General features: G+C 59.8%; 18 protein-coding genes. 7 read left to right on the top strand and 11 right to left on the bottom strand.

The features are described 5' to 3' along the window. The 3 genes from WJU21_RS19045 to WJU21_RS19035 form a co-directional block, all read right to left on the bottom strand. A complete protein-coding gene (locus WJU21_RS19045; RefSeq protein WP_346325057.1) occupies positions 1-495 on the bottom strand; it encodes a hypothetical protein in 495 nt (164 codons plus the stop codon). 186 nt (positions 496-681) lie between these two features. Next, entirely contained in the window at positions 682-1,566 is an 885-nt protein-coding gene (locus WJU21_RS19040; RefSeq protein WP_346325056.1) for a hypothetical protein, read from the bottom strand. Beyond that, entirely contained in the window at positions 1,556-2,476 is a 921-nt protein-coding gene (locus WJU21_RS19035) for a nucleotidyltransferase family protein (protein ID WP_346325055.1), read from the bottom strand. The genes WJU21_RS19040 and WJU21_RS19035 overlap by 11 nt, the downstream gene beginning before the upstream one ends. Positions 2,477-2,748: 272 nt before the next feature. Here WJU21_RS19035 and WJU21_RS19030 point away from each other — a divergent pair, with 272 nt between their 5' ends. The 4 genes from WJU21_RS19030 (at position 2,749) to WJU21_RS19015 (ending at position 7,457) form a co-directional block, all read left to right on the top strand. Further along, a complete protein-coding gene (locus tag WJU21_RS19030) occupies positions 2,749-3,327 on the top strand; it encodes a tyrosine-type recombinase/integrase (RefSeq protein ID WP_346325054.1) in 579 nt (192 codons plus the stop codon). 258 nt (positions 3,328-3,585) lie between these two features. After that, positions 3,586-4,533 carry a DUF1837 domain-containing protein gene (locus WJU21_RS19025; protein ID WP_346325089.1) on the top strand — a complete coding sequence of 316 codons (948 nt, stop codon included), beginning with the start codon at positions 3,586-3,588 and terminating at the stop codon, positions 4,531-4,533. Continuing rightward, positions 4,530-7,145 (top strand): DEAD/DEAH box helicase, encoded by a 2,616-nt coding sequence (locus WJU21_RS19020; RefSeq protein ID WP_346325053.1) that lies wholly within the window; start codon positions 4,530-4,532, stop codon positions 7,143-7,145. Before WJU21_RS19025 ends, WJU21_RS19020 begins: the two co-directional genes overlap by 4 nt. A gap of 18 nt (positions 7,146-7,163) precedes the next feature. Further along, a complete protein-coding gene (locus WJU21_RS19015; RefSeq protein ID WP_346325052.1) occupies positions 7,164-7,457 on the top strand; it encodes a DCL family protein in 294 nt (97 codons plus the stop codon). A 331-nt stretch (positions 7,458-7,788) separates the two neighbouring features. Here the strand turns inward: WJU21_RS19015 and WJU21_RS19010 are convergent, their stop codons facing one another. Genes WJU21_RS19010 through WJU21_RS18990 form a run of 5 tightly spaced genes read right to left on the bottom strand, consistent with a single transcriptional unit; the run spans position 7,789 to position 13,028 of the window. Then, positions 7,789-8,961: a hypothetical protein gene (locus WJU21_RS19010; RefSeq protein WP_346325051.1), complete on the bottom strand. Its 1,173-nt coding sequence runs from the start codon at positions 8,959-8,961 to the stop codon at positions 7,789-7,791. 9 nt (positions 8,962-8,970) lie between these two features. Further along, on the bottom strand, positions 8,971-10,176 hold the full coding sequence (locus WJU21_RS19005) for a toll/interleukin-1 receptor domain-containing protein (protein ID WP_346325050.1): 1,206 nt from the start codon (positions 10,174-10,176) through the stop codon (positions 8,971-8,973). A gap of 45 nt (positions 10,177-10,221) precedes the next feature. Then, complete coding sequence (locus WJU21_RS19000; protein WP_346325049.1) at positions 10,222-11,280, bottom strand: DUF4917 family protein; 1,059 nt, start codon at positions 11,278-11,280, stop codon at positions 10,222-10,224. Between the two features lie 54 nt (positions 11,281-11,334). Continuing rightward, entirely contained in the window at positions 11,335-12,408 is a 1,074-nt protein-coding gene (locus WJU21_RS18995) for an XRE family transcriptional regulator (protein WP_346325048.1), read from the bottom strand. Further along, the gene (locus WJU21_RS18990) at positions 12,408-13,028 is read right to left on the bottom strand and encodes a hypothetical protein (protein WP_346325047.1); all 621 of its coding nucleotides are present in this window, start codon (positions 13,026-13,028) and stop codon (positions 12,408-12,410) included. Before WJU21_RS18990 ends, WJU21_RS18995 begins: the two co-directional genes overlap by 1 nt. A gap of 529 nt (positions 13,029-13,557) precedes the next feature. On the opposite strand from WJU21_RS18990, the gene WJU21_RS18985 reads away from it, so the two are divergent. After that, positions 13,558-13,803, top strand: coding sequence for an AlpA family phage regulatory protein (locus WJU21_RS18985; protein WP_346325046.1), 246 nt, complete (start codon positions 13,558-13,560; stop codon positions 13,801-13,803). A 40-nt stretch (positions 13,804-13,843) separates the two neighbouring features. On the opposite strand, the gene WJU21_RS18980 is transcribed toward WJU21_RS18985, so the two are convergent. The 3 genes from WJU21_RS18980 to WJU21_RS18970 all read right to left on the bottom strand — a co-directional run bounded on the left by WJU21_RS18980 (position 13,844) and on the right by WJU21_RS18970 (position 16,090). Next, positions 13,844-14,368: a hypothetical protein gene (locus WJU21_RS18980; RefSeq protein ID WP_346325045.1), complete on the bottom strand. Its 525-nt coding sequence runs from the start codon at positions 14,366-14,368 to the stop codon at positions 13,844-13,846. Further along, entirely contained in the window at positions 14,365-14,709 is a 345-nt protein-coding gene (locus WJU21_RS18975) for a helix-turn-helix transcriptional regulator (RefSeq protein ID WP_346325044.1), read from the bottom strand. Before WJU21_RS18975 ends, WJU21_RS18980 begins: the two co-directional genes overlap by 4 nt. A 217-nt stretch (positions 14,710-14,926) precedes the next feature. Beyond that, positions 14,927-16,090: a hypothetical protein gene (locus tag WJU21_RS18970; protein ID WP_346325043.1), complete on the bottom strand. Its 1,164-nt coding sequence runs from the start codon at positions 16,088-16,090 to the stop codon at positions 14,927-14,929. 247 nt (positions 16,091-16,337) lie between these two features. Between WJU21_RS18970 and WJU21_RS18965 the strand changes: the two genes are divergently transcribed. Both WJU21_RS18965 and WJU21_RS18960 read left to right on the top strand, forming a co-directional pair. Then, positions 16,338-16,535 carry a hypothetical protein gene (locus WJU21_RS18965; protein ID WP_346325042.1) on the top strand — a complete coding sequence of 66 codons (198 nt, stop codon included), beginning with the start codon at positions 16,338-16,340 and terminating at the stop codon, positions 16,533-16,535. Between the two features lie 4 nt (positions 16,536-16,539). Then, a partial coding sequence (locus tag WJU21_RS18960; RefSeq protein WP_346325041.1) for a recombinase family protein occupies positions 16,540-17,221 on the top strand: 682 nt, incomplete at its 3' end.

Raw genomic sequence — 17,221 nt, 5'->3', positions numbered from 1 at the left:
TTACTGCTCGTGAACCGGTATACCGTCAATTGAAACCGGCACCCCTAGATCCCTCCCCTCACTGCATCGGTAGAGGAACGTCCCGAACGTAATGGTCGCTGGCGCGGCACCCCGCTGAGAACCCGGCAGCCGATAGAGTACCGGCCGCGCCTCGCCGTCATGCAAGACGGTTCCTGACGAACATCCGTCGTACCCGCTGGCGATACCGGTGGGGAGATCAGCCATCGTCCACTTGCCGCCGGTTTCGTCGAACGCGTAAGTCCCGGCCTGGTTGGCGCCGACACTCACCCGAACATCCTGTCCCGACATGTTCTCGACGACCACCACGACGTGGAGTTGGCGTCCGTTCTCCAGCGATACGACCGACCTTGGCGTTATCTTGAGGCCCGCGGCCTCATATGCAGGACCAGGCTCGGCCTCGGCGCCGTGGGGCAGCATGGCGAGCGCGGTACCGCCAGCGAGGATCAAATATCTGAACAAACGCAATGAAAACATCTGAACACCCGTCGATAACAACGCCAGCCGTCCCCTGCCACGGGCAGGCCCACCCAAAACCTTACCACTGCTTCCAGGGCGATGTAATCCGCGAGAGTGACGTTCCAGGAACGGGCTCTGGTTCCTCGATCTACCGGCTTGAGATTTACGGCGGGCCCCGGGAGAACGACGCCCAGGGGGCGCCAACTATTTGCGTTGCCTGACTTCCGATCGGCCTTCGGTGAAAAACGCGCTCAACCCATCCACTTCTTTCCGGTCGTAGAACTCCCAGATAACGCCGCCCAGGCGGTGTAGGGAGATGTTGATTTGTGCAATAAGTTCCGGATCGCAAAAATTAACGTAATTCTGGTTCGCGAGCTGCGCCGACAGATTGCCGGCGTTGGCGCTCACAATACCGAGCGCTCGCCCGCCACTGTCGATCATGTCTTCGTATCTGATGACTTTCCCATCGCGCAACAACGGCAGGTATTGTTCGAAGTGCCAGGCAAGCAATACCACCTGTCGCTCGAAACGGTCGCGAACCGCGTTGATCAACCAGGGCATGTCACCGCATAGATGCGCGGCGTATCGCGGCGGCGCCCCATTGCGGTAAGCCGCATCGATTGAGTTCCAGGACGCAAGCACCGCCACTGGATTGCGGACGATCGCATAGACCGGATAACGCGATCGAAGCGGCTCCAGCATCGCCGTGAACGGGATCGTGTGCTTCACGGCAAGGCGGCAATCCGCATCCAGGGCTTTGTTCAGCCGGACCCGTCCGGCAGAGACTACTCGCTCCCGCAATCCGGTCTCGGAGCACAGTGAATCGTAATGATTGGAAAGACCGTGATCGCCTACGGTCGAGACCGCCTCTCCCTCTTCGACCAGCATCCGCCGGAATCGGTGGAACTGCGCTTCAACGAACGGGAGAAACCGTTCGGACGATACGGCGGCCAGCATGTCTCGATCATAGGGTTCATCGAGAGCGGCGGTGTTCGCGACAACAGGGTCATTGAGCAGGCTGCAAGCCAGTGTCGTTCCCGACCGGGCGGGTCCGACCAGAATTACATTGTTCGAGGCGTCAGGCTGCATGGCGGGCCCCTCCCCGGGCGCGGAGAATACGCTCGATGAGGGCCAGGCTATCCGGACCATCCGCGTCGATGGGTGCGTCAGGGTGCGGCAGAAAAACGACCCCGGCCGAAACACCGAACAGGTGCTCCAGCCGCGCGCATAGCCCGGTAAGGGTCAGCCGCCGGAGCTTGTACAGCAGCAGCGTGGAGAACCCGACCGCGCGCAGAATGCGCCAGGGGTGCGAGCGGAACTGTCCCCCGGTCTTCATGACGTCGCAGACACGAAGCGCGCGGCTGTTCCTGATCATGTAGATGTTGCAGTTGGAATGCTCGCCTTCGGCGAAGGTCAGATATCCGATGCCAGGGGCCTCGGCGGGGTAGGCCTCCTCCACGATGGAGCGAGGCGTCAGGGCGAATGCCACGTCGACCGGTGATGCCGCGGCGACCGCGTAAAAGCCGTGAACGATTTCCGGGGTATGCAGGACATTGTCGCCGGTCGTTACCAGCAACGGATAATCCGCTTCCTCAAGGAGACGTGCCGCGTTTAGAACACTCTGGGAAAGGGTTGCGCCGCTGGGCACGACTGACACCAGACCGGCCGCCACGAGATCATCGACATAGGAAACACTTCGAAGGACCTCCGGGGTTTCGACGGAAATCAGAATCCTTACGACATAGGGGCAAGACCGCAGCGTTCTGATCACGCGCTCCAACATGGGGAGGCCGGCTACAGGGATGGCGCATTTGTGAGAAACGCCGGCGGCGCGAGCGAGGGGATTTTCGACGCCGCGCCGATTGGCGACCATCACCAGCGCTGTACAGGGTGACAATATGTCGTGATCCAAGTCGGGCTCAAGGAAGGCCCCTACCGCAGTTTGAACAACGCATATCGATGGAAATAAACCTTCTATCTGCTCATAATCTAAAGTCATCGCGACCCTCTTCGAGACAAAAAGGTCGCGTCAATCATCCAGATTTATCCACATATGGTCTGTTACATTTTTACCAATACCGTCATATACTGATAACTACGGCCATTTTTGGGCTTGTTACGCAGATTCTTCGTTGCTAATGTCTCGGCGAGAGGCGCGGATCACCTTGATCCACAAAGGCCTGTGACACTTTTGGTAAAAGTGTCACTGAAAGGCCACTGGCATCGATGGGCGGATCCGCCGGCAGGCCGTGGCTGCATCACGCAAACCCCATGGCGTCCCAACACCAAGAAATGCATCTCTATGACCGCCAGACACGGCGGCTCTATATCAATGAGGACGAGCGCGCCCGCGTTCTGGCCGTGCTTCCAAGCCGCGACCGGCAGACTCGCTTGCTTTGCGAGTTGCTGGTGTACACTGGTTGCCGCGTTTCCGAGGTCCTGTCCCTACGGTCTGCGTCGGTTGAACGAAGCGACGGTTTGATCGCGGTGTTCACCCTCAAGAAGCGCGGGGTGCTGCATGTGCGCCAAATTCCGATTCCTGACCATCTGGCAAGCGAGGTACATCGGTTTTCACTGTCGAGGAATTTGGGCACCAACGGCCAACTGTTCCCTATGCATCGGATGACAGCTTGGCGAAGGATCAAGTCGATCATGAAAGAAGCTGGGGTATCTGGTCCCCAGGCGACACCAAAGGGCTTGCGGCATGGGTACGGCGTCCACGCAATCCACTCAGGCGTACCACTCAACCTCTTACGAAGGTGGATGGGGCACGCGGATATCTCGACAACCGCCATCTACGCGAATGCGCTCGGACCGGAAGAACGCGAGATCGCGACCAGGATGTGGTGACCTCCCATCCAAGCCTCGAGCGAAGTCCTAGTCCGGAAAGCGCCCAAGGTGGCCGTAGAACGGTTTCAGCCGTTTTCCCGAAAGCCGTCATATTCGCAGTGCGAGCGAAGGCGACCCGAGCATCCGTTGAACCGCCATCGACCGTGACCGTCATCCGCCTTGTTCGACCAATGATAGACGAGGGTCTTCTACGCGGTTAGGTTTACCAATGTAAAAGTTACTCGTCATGGACGACGGAAAGAATAGAAGGGGGGCAGTCTGTCGAACATCACCGCTAGCGATCTGACAGCTGCGCTGACGGGAGATCCCGAAGCTCTCGACGTCCACCTGTCCCTGATCGAGCGTGACGTTCTGATCGACGGTCACGCGGTCAAGGTCCACTGCCACGCCCTAACCGTCGACGGAAACGGACGCGTCCAGCCCCACCGCCTCGCCGAACTGATGCGCGACGCGGTGGCCGATTATGCGATCCCTCGCTCGCAACTCGCCAAAGCCCACGCACGCGACCAGAAGTATAACAGCACCGCGGCGGTCGCCGCGCTGGTCGAGCAGGCAAAGCGCTCCTTCACCGATCTCGCCAAGACCGGCGAGGGCGGGGAGATGCTCCTCTTCCTTTTGGCTGAGCGATTCCTCAAGCTCCCGCAGATCCTCTGTAAGATGGATATCAAGACTGACACACGCATGCACTATCATGGCGCCGATGGCGTGTATGCGGGCGTGACCGCCGAAGGCTTGCTCAAACTTTATTGGGGCGAGTCCAAGATTTATAAGAATGTGGCGTCCGCTATACAGGATTGCCTCACCTCGCTCGCGCCGTTCCTTGTCGAGCCCGAGCATGAGGGCGCCGAGCGCGAGCGCGATCTCATTCTGCTCAGCGACAAGGCGGATTTGAGCGATCCAAATCTGACTGAAGCGCTCAAGCGCTATTTCGACAAGAACTCAGCGATGTCGAAGCGTGTCCAATATTGCGGTGTTGCCCTCGTGGGTTTCGACGCGCCTTTTTATCCCGGCGATGATGCCAAGGCTGTCGCCGATGATATCGCCGAAGCCGCGAGGACTGAGCTCGAGAAGTGGCGGTCGAGAATCGGCGATCGCCTCAAGTCCGATAAGCTCGAGCAGTTCGAAATCGAATTCTTCTGCCTGCCCCTGCCGTCTGCAGAGGCATTCCGCTCGGCGTTCCTGGCCGCGATGGGGCTCAAGAAATGAGCCTGATCGATCTTCAAGCCTGGCTCCTCAATGAAGGCATTAAGACCGAACTCGACGAGCTTACCAAGCGTACGGTCGTCACCGAGATCGACAATCTGGTTCCCTCAGCCGACTCCGTTGCCGTAGTTGAAATCGATTGGTCCCGCCTGCTGCTTGCGGGCAGCATCCTGGCCCGGTCCGATCAGCGGCTGCATCAGGAAGCAGCACTACGGATCGCAACAGGGGCGGTCACCCTGTCGACAAGCGATCCGGTCAAGGATGCGGGTACAGTGCTCCTCGGCAAGCTGTCCAACTTCCGAGCGATCGCTTTGGCCGGCGAGCGCAACCTACTTACCGCCGATCTCGACGGCAGGCTCGGCATGTCGCTCCGCATCGAGGCTCAGCGCCGCCAGATGGACAAGGCCATTCTCGTCGAATCGAGCGGACGCTGGCTCCAGGTCAACGACTTCCAGCAGCGCTTTTGGAAGGATGCTGCCGATCATCGCTGGCTCTCCGCGTCGGCGCCGACCGCGTCGGGCAAGACGTTTCTAGTCCTGCAATGGCTGATCGACCAGATGCGATCGGGCAAGGCACGTGTCGCTGTCTACTTGGCGCCGACACGCGCCCTCGTCTCGGAGATTGAAGGCAGCCTCGTCGCTCTGCTTGGCAAGGAAAGTGGGGTTCAGGTTTCCTCGCTCCCGTTGCGGGATAAATATGATGCCGCGCTCGCCGGTGGCGCGCGTCTCATCTTCGTCTTCACACAGGAACGGCTGCACCTGTTCGCCAATATCCTTGGCGACGCGATCGCAATTAATCTCCTGATCGTCGATGAGGCGCACAAAATCGGAGATAACCAACGCGGAGTGATCCTCCAGGATGCGATCGAGCGCGCCGCTCGCGCCAATCCCGGCCTCCAGCTCGTTTTCATCAGCCCGTCGACTCAGAATCCCGAGGAATTGCTCGCTGACGCGCCTGAAGGTGTCGAGGTTGCCGCCATCGACAGCGATGCGCCGACCGTCCTCCAGAATGTGATCGTGGCGGAGCAGGTCCCGGGCAAACCTAAACTATGGAATCTCTCGGTTCGCCAGCATGACGCGCCGCTGCCAGTCGGCGTCCTTCGGCTCGCCAGCTCCCCAGCCGGCCTCCGAAAGCGGCTGGCGTTTATCGCTGTGGCGGCAGGCGAACGAGGTGGGACACTCGTCTATGCCAACCGCGCGGCCGATTCCGAAGAAATTGCCGATCTGATCAGCCAATTGCTTGCGCCAGCCGATCTGCCTGACCCCGAGTTGCTCGAGCTCGCCGATCTCGCGCGCAAGGGCGTCCATCCTCAGTTCAGGCTAGCGCCGCTCGTCGAGCGGGGCGTCGCTTTCCATTATGGGAATATGCCGTCGCTAATCCGGCTCGAGGTCGAACGGCTGTTCCGCTCCGGCAAGATACGCTTCCTCATCTGCACCTCGACGCTGATCGAGGGGGTTAACCTGTCCTGCCGCACCATTGTGCTGCGCGGCCCCCGCAAAGGCATTGGTCATCCGATGGAGCCCCATGATTTCTGGAACCTCGCGGGCCGCGCCGGTCGCTGGGGCGACGAGTTCCAAGGCAACATCATCTGCATCGACCCGCATGATACCAACGCCTGGCCGGTCGGCGTTCCGGCGCGCTCGCGCTATCCGATCAAGCGCGAGAGCGATGCCGTCATCGAGCTGGGCGATGGTCTCGCCGACTATCTCGACCGCCGCGCGACCGCCACGCTCCCGGAACTGGAACACTCTGATCAGTTCGAGCAGGTAGGTTCTTATCTCCTCGCGACCTACCTGCGGCTTGGCTCGATCTCGCAAGCGGCGCTTGCCAAGCGCCATGACCCCGCGAAGGTCGCGAAGCTCGATGGGCGCCTTGCCGCGATCGCTAGTCAGATCGACATCGGCTCCGAGATCGCTGGCCGTCATCCCGGAGTTAGTGCGCTCGGCCTGCAGCGTCTGCTCGATGCTTTCCGCGCCTATGAAGGCGACATCGAGAATTTGCTTCCGGCAGCGGTTGACAGTCAGGACAGCTATGATCGCTTCGTGACGATCATGCGGCGCATCAATGAGCATCTGTTCCCTGCATTCATGCCCGACGGTCTGATCCCATTGCACGCCCTCATCGTCGTCCAGTGGCTGAAGGGCTTCTCGCTCGCCGCAATGATCAGGAAGAACATCGATTATCACCGTAGCCGCGGCCGGGCTTTCAGGCTGCCGGTCCTGATCCGCCACACGATGGAGCTGGTCGAGCAGACTGCGCGCTTCCGAGCGCCAAAATACTTCTCGGCCTATATGGACATATTGAACCTGCATCTGCGCGGGATTGGCCGAGTGGATCTGATTGAGCACGACCTCGACATCGGCACCCAGCTCGAATTCGGGGTCTCGTCCCGCACCCTTCTTTCGCTGATGGAGCTCGGCCTCTCGCGCATGAGCGCCGTCGCGCTTTATGAAAAGATCGCCCGCGACGATCTCAGCAAGGAAGGATGCCAAGCTTGGGTTGCCGAACGTGAGGCGCAATTCGAGGGTATGGACATCCCGGCGATCATCCTGCGCGAGATACGCGAGAAGCTTCTTCCCGAGAGCAGCGAACAAGCCGCGACCTCAACAACATGAGCCACAGAGGAGATTGAGATGCCGTCCAAGCCCCTCACCATTGGCCCTCTGCACTTCGCGAAAAAGGGTGATGCCGCCGCTTTTCTCCAGGCCATACTCCATCGTTATGATGTTGGTGACAAGGTCAGCCCCGCCGATGAACAGGTCCTGAGGGATGCGCTTGCGCTACATCCCGAGGCGGGAGCCAAGATCGGCTGTGGTATCACGCATTTTAGTGTGCGAAGCGCCGACTTCGGCACAAAATGCTTCTGGATCAACCGGCCTGACGGCACGACCGAAAAATTCTCGTACAAAGCGTGCCTAACGGGCTGAGGGCTCGGCACCTCGCTCGCGGCGTCTCCTTTCGTGGCTGCAGGCCGGAGAGCAGACGGTCGTAAAACGGCCAGTTTCAGTCGTTCAGAGGGCCCGCAATCCAATGACCGATAGTGGCCGATAGCAGCCTGTCTGCTTCCAGGCCGTGACGGGGGAAAGGCAGACCGTTCAATCCGCGAAACTTCGGTCGGCATACGATAAGGGCGATGTGTACGGCTGTTGGCGCCTGCTCATTAGGCCGCTCTTCGACCTGACTTGGCAATACATTGGCTGTCCACCTACAGGCACAGGTGCCCGAAGGCCGACCGAACTTTCCCGACTTGGCACAGGCTCAAGGAGGGGGCGAACGAAGCTTAAAATTTCCCTTAAAGGAGTCGGGCAGTTCAAAGATAGAAAGAACGGTGCGGACACTCGAAAGCACCAAATTTGTCTGTTCTAGCGTCGGCTCCGAGCGACTGTGAACTACGTTATTACGAATAACGCGCGCCTCGTTCGCCTTCTTGATAACGGGGCCCGGATCGCCGTCATAGGCGCGCAGCAACTGCGGGAGAACCGCATTAACCAAGAACTTGAGTGTCAGATCGTCGGCAGTTTTGGTCATCGAGCTAGCTCGGCGCCGCGCCATAGGCACGCGATCGCGTGCCTGAAGCAGACTAATCTCAAGGATCGAAATTGCTTCAATCACCGCCGCTCGCAATCGCTTACCTATAAATGCCAGATCGGCCAAACGCTCTAATTCGACCAGATTTTCGGGCAAATCAAAGCCATTGCAGAGCCAAGCATTGAGATTGCGGGAGCGCTTTTCAAGCTCCGCAGGCGAGACATAGTGATCTCGGAGCGATCTTACGCCACGACCAAGTGCCATTATCGACAGCTGAAGGTCCGATGGGTACGCTTGTTCTATTCGCTGCTCAAACGGCCATGAGCGCTCTTCACTCGCGTAAACATACCGCCCTACGCGCAATGGCGTGCTCTCGATCGGAGCCTCGGACGGCATTTCCAAACGGGGATCAGGATGCAGAAAACGGTAGGTCGCGATGAAACGCCGAAGGAGAAGGCCATGCGCTACTAAGCCGTCGGATTGAGAGGGCTCAAAGAACTCAGTGAGCGTCTGCAGTTCTGTGAAGACATCTTGGTAGAAGATCCGGCCGCGGGGCCCCTTTTCAATCGCGAGCGTCGGAGCGCTGCGACCTTCGAGGCCGATGGCGTCTACGACGTTCGCGTCTGCTAAAATCTCCCCAATAGGCCTCTCGAGCCGCGTGAATACCTGACCTACCGAACCGTCGGTTCGAGAGAAGCTGTTATCGAAGTCGGTTACGATGAGTGGCCTTACGTGCCGCAGGACCTGCACGCCACCGCGCAACCCACCGCCATCAACCAAGTACAGCGCGTTTGGCAGGACGTCGATGAAGCCTGGATAGTGCTGATGTACAATATGAACGCCAATGGGCGGACGGTCGGAAAAGTCGTGTCCGACGAGATGGCTCTTGAGTGTATCAGCCATATACTCGCATCAGCTTCGGCTTTTCACGAATCGGCGAGTGCTATCGCTGCGGTCAATCCTGATGGTGATAAATGGCCCCGGGCCCATCGCATCACGAAGGCTCGCCGCATCCCGCTCACGCAGATGCGCCATCGCCGGGTTTAGGCGCCGAGCGCTCCAGCCGTAGCGCTCCGCGATAGCCTTTGGGGTGCTCGGAAATTCAAGGTCGTTGAGCATATCAGCGGCAAGTTTCAGCGCATCATCAGCCGGATCCCACGGTTGCCAATGGCGGTCAAATTCGGAATACAGTCCCTCTTTAGGCAACACGCGACGATGGCTTATATTGAAGAAATGGCGGAGTTCGTGGAGCGCATCTGCCACGTCGTCCTCAGTCAGACCAGTCCGTTCGACGATGTCGTCGACACGGACCTGCGGATCGCCAAACTGGCCGTGGCGACTCTCCCTGACAAACAACTCAGCGACCTTGTTAGCTGCCGATGAGTAGCCGGTACCAACTGGTGTCGCCTCGATTAGCGCCTTGCCGAGAGGTGGCTTACGACTAACGCCGAGGATGTCATTGATGAGTTGCTGGAGGTTTGAGCCTAACGCGTCCACTTCGGGTGCCAGCATACCAGACATGAGCGGTGGAAGCGCGTCCACCGCGAGCCCGTGCCGAAGCGGAATGAACCGGCTCTTGGCCTGAACCTTTCGCACGAAGCCGGCATCGATTTCCTCGTTGACCCATGGTCGCGTGATGGACGTCGGACTCAAAAGCACGATGAAGTGGGTGCAGCCGCCAAGCCCAGCATCAATCTTTCGGCGAATACTATCGCCTGCGCCGAGCTCCCACTCCGCCCACCAAATCTCAATGCCATTCGCCTGCAGTTCCTCGGCAATCCTTTTAGCGAGCTCGCGATCTTCGGATGCGTAGCTGAGAAATACCTTAGCATGCGGAGCCCGAGCATCAGATATAAGCGTCACCATCTCTGCCTCTTCCGGTGAAAAGCGGTCGCGTACAAATTCGATAAGTTCTGGCGATCCCTCGATCCGGACCGACATATCTTCGATCGAGTCGCCCTGCACAATGACGCGTGCGAACTCACCTGTCTCTGGATGTCGGATCGCGCTGAACCGGTCGCGCAGTTGCTGCACCACATTTGCGGCCACAGCCCGCATCAAATCTTTCTCAATGTTGCCAGCCCTCACCGTTTTCCCGTTCATCATAATCTTCGGCATCTGATCTACTCTATTCAGGCAGCTACACACTTGAGCAAGCCTCACTCAGCCCCAGACTTGCGCCGTGGCAGCATCATAAAATTGCACATCTAGCGGCGATTTTTCCTGGCGCTGCTCGGCAAGCTCGTTCGCGCGGTTCATGATCCGCTGATTGTCAACGGATGCCGGGTCGCCATAGATGCCGACATAGAGTTTCCGGAACTTGCCGCGCGCCATGCGGGTAAGGATGTGGTCGTCGTTCGCGGCGAGTGAGTGGCCAAAGATGAAGAAGCAATGACTGCCAATCCTCGCATTCGCGGTGAACTGCTTGAAGCCTTGGTAGAGATAGGCGTTGTGGCGGATCTTCGCCTTCTTCTGGGCGCTGGTTCCTTCCGCGACAAAAAGGGGGTAGGCGTTTTTATCGATCGCCTCGCGGGCCTGCTCAACCAGCGGCACACCCTTGCGCACCCAGGTGTATTTCTTGAGTTCGGACCCTGAGTCAAAGAGGTGCAGCGCGCCGTGAAGGAAGTGGACACGTGCATCATGCGCGCCTACCTCACCTTGCCATACGACATATTCCGCGTCGGGATCATCCTCGTCGTTTCCGAAGCCATCATTCTTGGCGAGATTGATCGGGTCGCGGAACGGATTGTCGTCGTGCATCAGTGTCCAGTACAGCAACAGGTCATAGTTAAGCGTGAAGACCTGCCCGCCGGTAGCGAGGAAGTGCGAGAGGAAAGCTCGGCACGCCCAGAACTTGGTGTCGTCGATCTCGGGCGGCACAGCTGGATGATTACCAGCGATGGTTTGGATAAGGATTTCTTTAAGGGCAATGGAATGCACCTGCATTTTGGTGATCGCGCCCGCACCATCTGGCACATAAGCGGGAAGAATGAGCGCGGCATTCTCCAGCGCGCGGATTGTTGCCTCGAAATCCTCGGTGCCAAGCAATGTGAAAACTGACTTCACCTCCGGGCAGCTGCTGAAGTCCGCCTGTGCGAACAGCGAGCCGTAATGGAAGATGTCTGCGCAGCAGGCGATGCTGAAACCATTACCCAGAAGCAGATGGCGCTTGGCGAACGTCGCGGAATCGGCGATCGCAGCTTCAAATGTCATCAACGGCATGTCGCCATTCCCTTGTGCCATCCTCCAGCAATCGGCGGATAGGATCGTGCAGCATCAGATTGCGCGGAGCCGGCCCTTCTTTTCGGACTCGCTCTTCGTGCGGGCTGTGAGCTGAAAAAGGATCCCATCGAGCTCGCTTGTCGGGACGTGAAGTTCGTTGGCGATATGATCCCGCGTGATCCGCTCACGCCAAAGCGTCGCAAACACCTGGGGCCACAAGGCCGACGTCTCCGGATCAAGCCCTTCGGGTTCCTGGCGGCGATATCCACGGCTCGACATCTCAACATTAAGGCTGCGGTTCTGCCAGTCGCTGACGACACCGAGTTTGTGCAGCCGATAGTTCAATGCAGCGACCGAGACCCCCCAGCGCTTTTTGCCCTGGATGAGGCTCTCAAGGTTAGAAACATATCGAATCCGGCTCACGACGTCGTCGGCGGGCATGAGGAAGGCCGAGGCGAACCGATCCGCCTCGCTTTCCGCTTGCCGGCTATCCTGTGGCGCGCCGTGCTTGTGCATGACCAAATGGCCAAGCTCATGTGCCGCGTCGAAACGACTGCGCTCTGTAGACTTGAAGGTGTTTAGAAAAGCGAACGGCTGCTCATTGCGCCAGCATGAAAATGCATCGACGTTCTTGGTGTCCTCGCAAAGTGAAAATACGCGTACGCCCTTGGACTCGAGCAATTTGATCATGTTTGAGATCGGCTGCTGACCGAGGCCCCAATTGGCACGCACGATCTGGGCCGTCGCTTCCGGCGTTGCGTCCCGAACATGCGGAACATCGGTGTCGGGAAGGTTGAAGCGCTCGGCAATCCAGTCGTGAAATAGATAAGCGATAACACCCGCCGACAGCGCGGCATCGCGTTCCTTCGCCGTCATCGACGAGAGGCTGCGGAAGCTGGCGGCTTCGGCCGGAAGCTCATCCACCTCCTCCGCGAAAAAGAACGACTGCGGGAAGTCGAGGGCGCGCGACAGCGCCTGGATGGTCTCGTCCTCCGGCTCGTTCGCGCCGTTCTCCAGCCGCGAAATCGTGATCGGCGACAGGCCAACTGCGCTCGCCAAGGCGCGCGCAGTCAGCTTGCGCCGCTTGCGGCCCAAGACCAGTCTTTGCGGGTTGAACACAGCAACCATCAGCCTTTGCGCGAGATAGTGACCTCATAGTCGACCGGCGGCTCGCCGTCGTCCGCAAGCGGGTTGGGGCCGTCCCATTCGCCCTTCTGAACCAGCAGGATGCGCTCATGAAAGCCGTCGTACCTTTCGTCATTGATCGCGATCGGACATGACAGCTCCGCGCGCACGTCATCACCGTCAGCGTACACAAACAGCACCCAAGGCGCGGCGGTGATCTCCACGTCCTCCCTCGCTTTATCCTCCGGAAACAGGTCATACTGACCGAGCTCGACCGCCCGCGCCGATCCTGCCCCCTTCTTGGAGGTAGCGATCGGATCACGCAGCGGATCGCCCGCCCGATCGGCATTCTGGAAAATGACCTTGATGCCGACGGCTTCGTTGAAGATTGACTCAATGTTGTCTCGTCGGCAGATTTCCCACCCTTGAGGCACGAACACGCGCCGCAGGTGCGCGGTGCCCTCAATCCACGAAAGCTGGCCACCCGCGCTCAGCGGATGAAACGGAGTAGTGTTGCGCCGACTGCCCACCGCGGCACGGACGACGTCCAAGAGCGCAGCCTTGGATAAACCAAGGTGCGCAAGCCTGGGGAGAATCTCGATCTCCTGCGCGAGAACCGCCACAGCATGCTCCATGTTAATTAATCGGCCCTCATTTGATGCGTAAAATGTTAGCATGTCAAGCGTCGCGCAGCAGGGCAATTAGGCGCCGGCTGAGACGATGCGAATCCCGCTGCGGATGGCTGGCGTACGCGGCCTGTAGCGCAGCTCGAAAGCCGGTCTGCATTTAGTCTTGCTCTTGCGAAGTGATCTCGGCCTTTCAGGGTGGAAATCTGACGACCGCTTTCGCAACAGCGGTCGGTCGCGGCGACGGCGCAAAATGGCAACGAAGTTCATGAGTTGCGCCTCGCCGGCATATTACTCCCTTTGACCATGTCCGCTTTTGGACGCACGCCCTCACGCGGCGAACGACCGAGATGGGCGCAAAGCCGACTATCTCCCGATGAATTAGCCGCCAAAGGCAGATAAGCCCCGATGGCAACCATATTCCATCTATCGATCTGATTCCGGATAACTTGAGCCCGTTCCGAACAGCCCCTATCATTCTTCCTGCCACTGAACGGCACGGCTAGCCGCTTACTGGGGCATCGCGATGCTCCCTTTTGGGAGACATCCGATGCAACTTGAACGACTACTCGTATCGAAGAAGGAACTGAAGGCGCTCGGCATTCCGTACAGCTTTCAGCACATCGCGCGTCTCGAAAAGGACGGGAAGTTCCCCCAGCGGGTACAACTCGGGCCTTGCAGGGTCGCGTGGCGGTACACGGAAGTGTGTGCGTGGGTCGCCGAACGCGTCGCTCTTCGCGATCGCACCTCAGGTGACGGAAGCTCCTTCTAGATGGGGCAAGGGGCCTGGCGTCCAAACCAGGCCCCTTTTTTCATGCGGCACGGCTTTCGGGAAAACTGTTCTGCTCGGCGAAGTAGGAGATGGCGAGCGCGACCGCGTCGAACAGGCCCATGCGGGCATCCTCACTCATCCAAGGTTTGCGGATACGCGGGGTGTGTTGCGCGAACACCGGCATCATCCCGATGATTTCCTGGACGATGGCCTGCTTGGTGCACGGACACAGATGCGCGAAGGCGGTGAGCACGTCCCGGCGCGAGCGGAAGACGAACGGCATGCCGTGGCCCTCGGCATGGGCGGCGAAGCCCCTGGCGAGCTGGCCGGCGCGGTCAGAGCGGCGCCGTCTCAGATCGTCGGGATCCTGCAGGATGACCACGTCCGGCCGGTGTCGCTCGATCAGGCCAATGAAGCGATCGATGCAGCGATGGTTCTTCAGCGGCCCGCGGCATTCGGCGCGGCCCCAGTCGACCGGGTTGGCTTCGCCCTCGAAGAGAACATAGGCCAGGCCGCGCGCGGTGGCGTGGACGGACAGGACCAGATTGTAGCGTTGTCGTGTCATAGGCGGGTGATGTCGTGACGATTAAGGATCTGCTCCAGGGCATCGAGCTTGGCGCGGATCGCCGGCGTGGGGATGCCCTGCAGGTCGTAGTAGAGCTGCTCGGTACGGGCGAGGATGCAGCCCTCCAGTTCCTCGCATAAATGCGGCACCACATCCCGGGGCAGTTTGTCGAACAGGATGGTATAGGCGAGCATCGCCTCGACCGTCGGCGGCCGCTGGCCTCGCTCGATCCGCGAGACGTAGGATCCCTTCTTGCAGCCGATCAGGAACGCCAGTTCGGCCTGGCTGAGGCCGCTGTGCAGCCGGAGTGTTCTAAAATAACTGGGGAGGCGATGTGACATAGAGCTAACCAATACTATTAAAGCATTGTCACTCCAGTGTGACCCCATCCAGGCGGGGACATAAGACGCGCGAACATGCCCATGTGGCACGCTTTGGGGATAAGGGGATGTGGGGACATCCCGGATCGAGACCGCCCACGAGGATCCACGTCATTCATGGCCCGGCCGTCCAGAGCCCGGCTCTCCTCGCAACGTCCCCTCCTCCCCATGTCCCCGGTCAGGCCTCGGCGTCGCCCGAGATGCCGTAGCGCGCGGCGAGCACCTGCACCTTTTGCAGCTCCTTTATCGGGATAATGAAAACGCCGTGCGACTTGTAGGCATAAAGGCACAGCTTCGAGCGCAGTACCGAGCCCACATAACGGCTGGTCAGCGGCCGGTCGTATTCGCGGCCGTAGCGGGCATTGACCGTGGAGACGATGTCCTTCAGCGGTAGCGGCTGGTCAGGCGCGGCTTCCATGCAGGCGAGCACGGCTTCAACCAGATGCGCCTCGATGGAGAGGCCGCGGCTTGACCGGGCGCTGCGCTGCTCGCTCCCGGCTCGATCGAGGATGGCGGTGCGCAGGTCCTTGTCCGCGATCAGGGACAGCAGCGGCGCCAGCACCTGGTTCACCCGGGCCTCCAGGTCCGGCCGGGTCAATTGCGGGTCGATCCTCACCCGGTTGCGGTTGGCGAAGCGGTACATCAGCAGCTTGTCGCGCAGCTCCGCCGCTTCCGTACGGGCTGCGTCGGGCAAGTTGATCGGGATGTCCGGGCGCATGGGCCGCAACCCCATGATCTCGGTGATGAAGCGGCTTTCCAGCGCCACGTCCGCATAGGTCATCCGGCTGGCGATCAGCTTGGGGCCGAAGACATGGAAGGCCGCCGGCGTAAACTCGCGCTGGCTGTTGAGCATCGTGCGGAGCACCGGCATACCCCGCACGGTGCCGTTGTTGAGGATCTTGACCAGGTCGCTCTTCTCGTCGCTGAAGCGGAAGTCCGCCTCGTCGAGAACCAAGGTTCCCCGGAACTGCTCCAGGGTATGAAAGATCGGCGACACGGTGGAGGCGCCGCTGGCGAAGAACGGCCGGTACATCAGGGAGCCGATGATCAGCAGCGCCCGGGTCTTGCCGGTACCGTAATCGCCGCGCAGGCGGAGATATGGCAGTTCATTGAACGCGTCATAAACCCAGGACAGCAGCACATAATGGGCCGCGATCGCCTCGAAGGTCGGATCGAGATCGACATAGCCGTGAATATGTTCCCGGATCGCGGCGACAAGCTCAGCGTCGGTGCCATAGGGTTCCGGCTGCCGTGGCAGCAGCACAACTTTATGCCGGATCAGCGCATGATCCGCTGGGATCGGCACGAGGCGTTCGCCCTTCAGATCAAGCTGCGTTTCCATCGAGACGTCCCCGCCCCTGCAGACACAGAGCTGGGTCGCGTGCGCATCGGCGTCGTAGGCCAGATCCACGATAGTACCGTCGTCCAGCACCCTCCCGGCTGTGACGGTGGGTTTATTCTTCTTGGCTCGCTGTTGTGACATGGCCTCAGTGTACGGGTCGGTAAGCGGGCGCCTAAGGCGCGTGATCCTGCGCATGCGGCATAGGGGTGCACCTGTCGCTGGGAGTTGACGGCGGTAATCTTGAGGAATGAGTGATCAGATTCCGCAATTCATCCGCGACTTCATGCCTGATGCCGACGAGGCGGCACACCTGGCGGCATTGGAGAATGTCCGTGCCTATTTGCGCGTTGTTGACCGCATCCACGCCCGGCTAACCCGCGAGGCCACGGCCCGATTCGACAAAATGCCGGAATCGAGTCAGAATCCGGACGAGTTAAACCATTGAATATATGAAAGAATGTTATGCCTATGTGCGCGTCTCGACAGTCCGCCAGGGAGAAAAGGGTACGTCCCTAGGTGAGCAACGAGACTCGATTACCGCGTTCGCATCACGCAACCAGATCAAGATTCTCGAGTGGTTCGAGGAACGCGAGACCGCCGCCAAGCAGGGCCGCGCAGCATTTTCGCGTATCCTACAATTGGTGAAGCGCCGGCGCGACCGGGGTGTGATCTTCCACAAGATCGACCGCGGTGCCCGCAACCTGAAGGACTGGAGCGATATTCAGGAACTGATCGAGCACGGCGTCGATGTCTACTTCGCGCATGAAAGCCTCGACATGACGACCCGTGGCGGACGACTTACCGCCGACCTCTTGGCCGTGATCGCCTCGGACTACATCCGCAATCTGCGTGATGAGGTGAAGAAAGGAATACGCGGCCGCGCCAAGCAAGGCCTTTATCCGTTCAAGGCGCCTATCGGATATCTCGATCATGGCGGCGGCCATGTAAAGACGCCTGATCCCGAGCGCGCACCGCTCATCCGCCAGGCATTCGAGCTCTATGCAACCGGAACCCATACCCTGCACACGCTGGCCGACGAATTGTGGGGGGGGGGGGGGGGGGGGGGGGGGGGGGGGGGGGGGGGGGGGGGGGGGGGGGGGGGGGGGGGGGGGGGGGGGGTTGGGTTTTTGT

The sequence above is a fragment of the Emcibacter sp. SYSU 3D8 genome, assembly GCF_039655875.1.
Taxonomy (GTDB): Bacteria; Pseudomonadota; Alphaproteobacteria; order SMXS01; family SMXS01; genus RI-34.
The sequence above is the reverse complement of the archived record's forward strand: the minus strand, read 5'-3'. Positions and strand labels throughout refer to the sequence as shown.